The 4,381-nt window shown below is 68.4% G+C and carries 3 protein-coding genes and 1 pseudogene; 2 read left to right on the top strand and 2 right to left on the bottom strand.

Annotation, left to right across the window (positions count from 1 at the left end):
- A pseudogene (locus tag VD972_RS33645) lies at positions 1 to 956 on the bottom strand (hypothetical protein); the annotation flags it as partial.
- Between the two features lie 570 nt (positions 957 to 1,526).
- On the opposite strand from VD972_RS33645, the gene VD972_RS33640 reads away from it, so the two are divergent.
- Positions 1,527 to 2,498 carry a nucleotidyltransferase family protein gene (locus VD972_RS33640; RefSeq protein WP_324992895.1) on the top strand — a complete coding sequence of 324 codons (972 nt, stop codon included), beginning with the start codon at positions 1,527 to 1,529 and terminating at the stop codon, positions 2,496 to 2,498.
- A 102-nt stretch (positions 2,499 to 2,600) separates the two neighbouring features.
- Positions 2,601 to 3,902, top strand: a complete 1,302-nt coding sequence (locus VD972_RS33635) for a UDP-glucose/GDP-mannose dehydrogenase family protein (RefSeq protein WP_324992894.1) — start codon at positions 2,601 to 2,603, stop codon at positions 3,900 to 3,902.
- 51 nt (positions 3,903 to 3,953) lie between these two features.
- On the opposite strand, the gene VD972_RS33630 is transcribed toward VD972_RS33635, so the two are convergent.
- On the bottom strand, positions 3,954 to 4,259 hold the full coding sequence (locus VD972_RS33630; protein ID WP_324992893.1) for a hypothetical protein: 306 nt from the start codon (positions 4,257 to 4,259) through the stop codon (positions 3,954 to 3,956).
- Positions 4,260 to 4,381 lie beyond the last annotated feature (122 nt).

Raw genomic sequence — 4,381 nt, 5'->3', positions numbered from 1 at the left:
GGCACGATCAGAAGGATGATCTCCGCGTTCGGGTCGTTGGACGTGATGCGCGATTGGTGGCCGGGGCCGCGGCCCGACGTGGGTGTGTCGTATTCCGCATGGTAGCGGCGGCCCTTATAGTCGAACTGCAGATCCGGCCGGTTGACTCCGACGCGCTGGCCGTCTTGCACTTTGACTTGCTGCTGGTTCACCCGGATGTTCTTCGCGCCCAGGGTCTGCAGGTATTCGATATCCGCGCGGAGCTGCGCGTTCTGGCTCGGGCTGGAACCGATGGGACGGCTTGCCTGAAGCTCCTTGGGCACCTTTGGGCTGACCGCGACATCCTGAGGCAGGCGCGGCCCAGGAACCACGGGTGGCGTTGGGCTCTTGCCAGTGAGCGCCTGGACCAATCCCGGCGATGGCGCGAGTGAGCCCGGCGCCGGAGCGGACGCCAAGGGCGTGGGAGCGGGTTCTGAAGTGGGCGCTGCCGGTCGTGCCGCTGACTGTTGCGGCGCCGGAGCTTCGCCTCCAGGTCTCTCCTTCCGGACGAGCGGACGGAGTTCTGGCTTCGAGCCCACACGCACCAGGCGCGAGAAGACCCCCTGCAGGACCTTGGTCCCCGTCAAGGTCAACAACATCACCTTCAGCTCGCGCTGGACTGCTTCATTCAGATGCTTGCGGACCTCGAGCATTGCCCGGGCAATGCGAGGGGTGGTGGCCGGAGAGAAGACGGTGGGCACGATGAGCGCGCCCCCTGCTCCGCGGTACCAGGCATACCTCGCGTGTCTTGACCCGTGGGCCCTGGCTTCCATGTCCGCCAGGGCCGCGTCTCGGTCCGGGTAGATGGATGCATTCAGCGGCGCCGCGTTCGTGAGCCCGAGGTCGACATGCGACTCGGGGACGAGCACCGGCAGTGGCAACCCCTCGCAGTAGAGAAGGTACCCTCCTGCGGTGAGGCCAAAGCCCACGGCCGTCACACTCAGATCGACGAACTGTCGATGAGTCCTCGGGTCAGCCAGCCCTTGAGAGCCCCGGGGCAGATGGACGCCGCTCCGGCGCAGTTCCTCTGCCAGCTGGGGTGTGGGCTCCTCGAAGTCGACCTCGACGGCATGCTGCCCGGCACTCGCTGTTTCAGGGAAGTGCTGAGCTGTGACAGGCCGGTTCTGCCCATACCTCTGAGGTCCTTCCAGGGATGGTGTCGCAGCACATCCCGTGAGGACTAGCAGGAGCGCAAGCCCGCTCAACCGACGGGGTCCCTGCCCTCTGGGATGGCAAGTGATCGCAAGGGGCATGTGGGCATTCCCGATCGACGAGCGTGTGCAGGGTGCGCGGTGACTGGCACGAAGCAAAGATGCAGGACCGGCCTGAAATCTTGAAGAACGTGAGGGGTAGATGACAGCGAGTCCGCCAGCGGTGCAGCCCCCCGGAGTCAGCATCCGCGAGCCCCAGGGCCCCCCTCCGGTTTCTGGCTTGGCGTTGGTGGATGACACGGGGCGCAGACGCTGATTGCGCCTTGTGCCCGGGTGTCGTTAAAGGAGCGCCACCCTATGGCGCCCAGCCTGCTCGACACGTTCCGCGTCCTGTCCTCCTTCGATCCGCCGCGTGGCTCGCTGCGGGGTGCGCCTTGGGAGGACTACGCGGACTGGGCCATCGGACAGGGGCTGGCACCGCTGGCGGCCTACAACCTCGAGTACCGGCTGGCCGGGGCGGATGCGCCGGAGTGGGTGCGGGATCGGCTGCTCTCCATCTACCAGGGCTCCGTCAACGACAACGTGATGAAGCTCGTCAACTTCAAGCAGATCGTCGACGAGCTGGAGGGCCGCAAGCTGCTGGTGATGGGGGCCGCCGCTTTCGCCGAGGCCGTCTATCCCCACGTAGGCTTCCGGCCGGTGCTGGACATCCAGGTGCTGATGCGGCGCCTGGACGTGGAGGGGTTCTCGGGCTACCTCTCCAAGCACCACTTCAAGACAGAGAAGGACGAGACGAACAGCGGCGCGGCCCGCGTGGTGTCCGACGGGCGCACCGCCATCTACCTCTTCGCGGACGTGCTCGGCCCCGAGCGGCGAGAGGAGCTCCAGAAGGTCTTCGATCGAGCCAAGCCCTGGAAGGTATACGGGCCCTCGATCTTCCGGCCAGACCTGGAGGATGCGGTGCTGCTCCTGTGCCTGGAGCAGGCGCGCCAGGGCTATCAGGTGCCGTGGCTGTCCTTCGTGGACCTGCGCGAGCTGGCGACGGGCTCCACCTCCATGGGCAGCCTCTACTCCCGGCCCTTGGACGTAGCCGCGCTCCAGGAGCGCGCCCGGGCCTGGCGGCTGGAGCGTGCCCTCTACACCTCCCTGTCCATCGTCGAGCGCCTCTTCCCCGAGACCACGGTCGTCGTGGAGGCCGCCCGTCCCCCGCTGCGCCGCGCCACCCGCGAGCTGCTGAACCGGCTCGTGGTGGAGCCCGTGAGCGTCCCGGGCAGCCGAGGGGTGCTCCGGGGCGCCGATCGCCTCCGCCGCCTGCTCACCGGGCAGTGAGCCCCCGCCCGCCTTCCGGGCAGGCACCGGCGGCATGCTCCGGCTTCCCCTGGCCGCGCTCCCGACGTAAGAGACAGGGGCGCCAGTCGCCACGGGAGCCTCATGCGCATCGCCATCATCGGAACGGGTTACGTCGGTCTCGTCGCGGGGACGTGCTTCGCGGACTCAGGCAACGACGTCACCTGCGTGGACATTGACGAGCGGAAGATCCGCGCGCTCCAGGCCGGCGAGGTGCCCATCTACGAGCCGGGCCTGGAGGAGCTCATCCGCAAGAACGTGAAGGAGCGGCGCCTGTCCTTCACCCTGGATCTGGCCGCGGCGGTGGGGCCGGCACAGGTGGTGTTCATCGCCGTGGGCACCCCCGAGGGCGAGAGCGGCGACGCGGATCTGCAGTACGTGCTGTCCGCCGCGGAGCAGCTTGGCCGCGCCCTGCGCCAGTACACGGTGGTGGTGGACAAGAGCACCGTGCCGGTGGGCACCGCGGACAAGGTGCGGCAGGCCATCGCCCAGGTGACAAGAGTCGAGTTCGACGTCGTCTCCAACCCCGAGTTCCTCAAGGAGGGCGCGGCGCTGGAGGACTTCCTCAAGCCGGACCGCGTCGTCATCGGCGTGAACTCGGAGCGGGCCCGCCGCATCATGGGCGAGCTGTACGCGCCCTTCGTCCGGACAGAGAACCCCATCTTCTACATGGACACGCGCTCGGCCGAGCTGACGAAGTACGCGGCCAACGCGATGCTGGCCACGCGCATCTCCTTCATGAATGACATCTCCGCGCTCTGCGAGAAGGTGGGCGCGGATGTGGACTTCGTGCGCAAGGCGCTGGGCGCGGACCGGCGCATCGGCTACCCGTTCCTCTTCCCGGGCGTGGGCTACGGCGGCTCGTGCTTCCCCAAGGACGTGAAGGCGCTGGTGGCCACTGGCCGCGAGCATGGCCTGGAGCTGGACCTGCTGCGTGCCGTGGAGCGCACCAACGAGCGTCAGAAGCGGCTGCTGGTGAACAAGGCCCTCAAGCACTTTGGCGGCTCGCTGGCGGGGCGTACCTTCGGCGTGTGGGGGCTGTCCTTCAAGCCGAAGACGGATGACATGCGCGAGGCGCCCTCCATCGAAGTCATCGAGGGGCTGCTGGGCAAGGGCGCCCAGGTGGTGGCGCATGACCCGGTGGCCGATCGCAGCGCCCGGCGCTACTTCGGGGAGCGCATCCGCTATGCCGCGCTGCCCTACGAGGCGCTGGAGGGCGTGGACGCGCTCTTCATCGTCACCGAGTGGAACGAGTTCCGCCACCCGGACTTCGAGCGGATGAAGGCGCTGATGAAGACACCGGTCATTTTCGACGGCCGCAACATCTACGACCCGGCCCGGATGCGGGAGCTGGGCTTCACGTACCAGGGCATCGGCCGCCCGTGAGCCGAGGCGGGACGCGGGTGGGGCGGACGGGAGCGCGCCGGGCCTGAGGGCTCAGCGAGCCAGGCCGCAGGCCACCTTGCCCTCGTTGGTCTCGACGGACTCGCAGGTGCAGTTGCCGTCCTCCAGCCTCGCCTCGCACACGGCCTCGTCCTGGGCGGTGGGCTCGACGATGGCCTCGTCGTTGGAGGCGCGGCGGATGCACAGCTCGCGATCGAGGGAGTTGGTGGAGCAGTCGCAGAGCTTCTCGGACAGCTCACGGCAGGCACCCTTGCAGCCAGGGAGGCCGAGCAGGGCGAGGAACAGCATGGCGATTGCGGCAGAGCGGCGCATGGGCTGGCGGAAGATGCCAGATGCCACCCCGGATGCAAGCCGCGTCCCTCGTGGAGCGTCAGGTGCCAAGGGCCAGGAGGCGCCTGCCCGCCCTGCATCCGGGGAGCCCTGGGGGGCAGCCCCCTGTCCTTTGGGGAGGGGGGCGGGCA

The organism is Hyalangium sp., from assembly GCF_035629615.1.
Lineage (GTDB): Bacteria > Myxococcota > Myxococcia > Myxococcales > Myxococcaceae > Hyalangium.
Note: the sequence above shows the minus strand (reverse complement) of the source record. Positions and strands in the feature narration are given on the sequence as shown.

Coding starts and splice junctions, on each gene's coding strand:
- VD972_RS33640 (WP_324992895.1), top strand. CDS start 1,527: ATGGCGCCCAGCCTGCTCGACACGTTCCGCGTCCTGTCCTCCTTCGAT.
- VD972_RS33635 (WP_324992894.1), top strand. CDS start 2,601: ATGCGCATCGCCATCATCGGAACGGGTTACGTCGGTCTCGTCGCGGGG.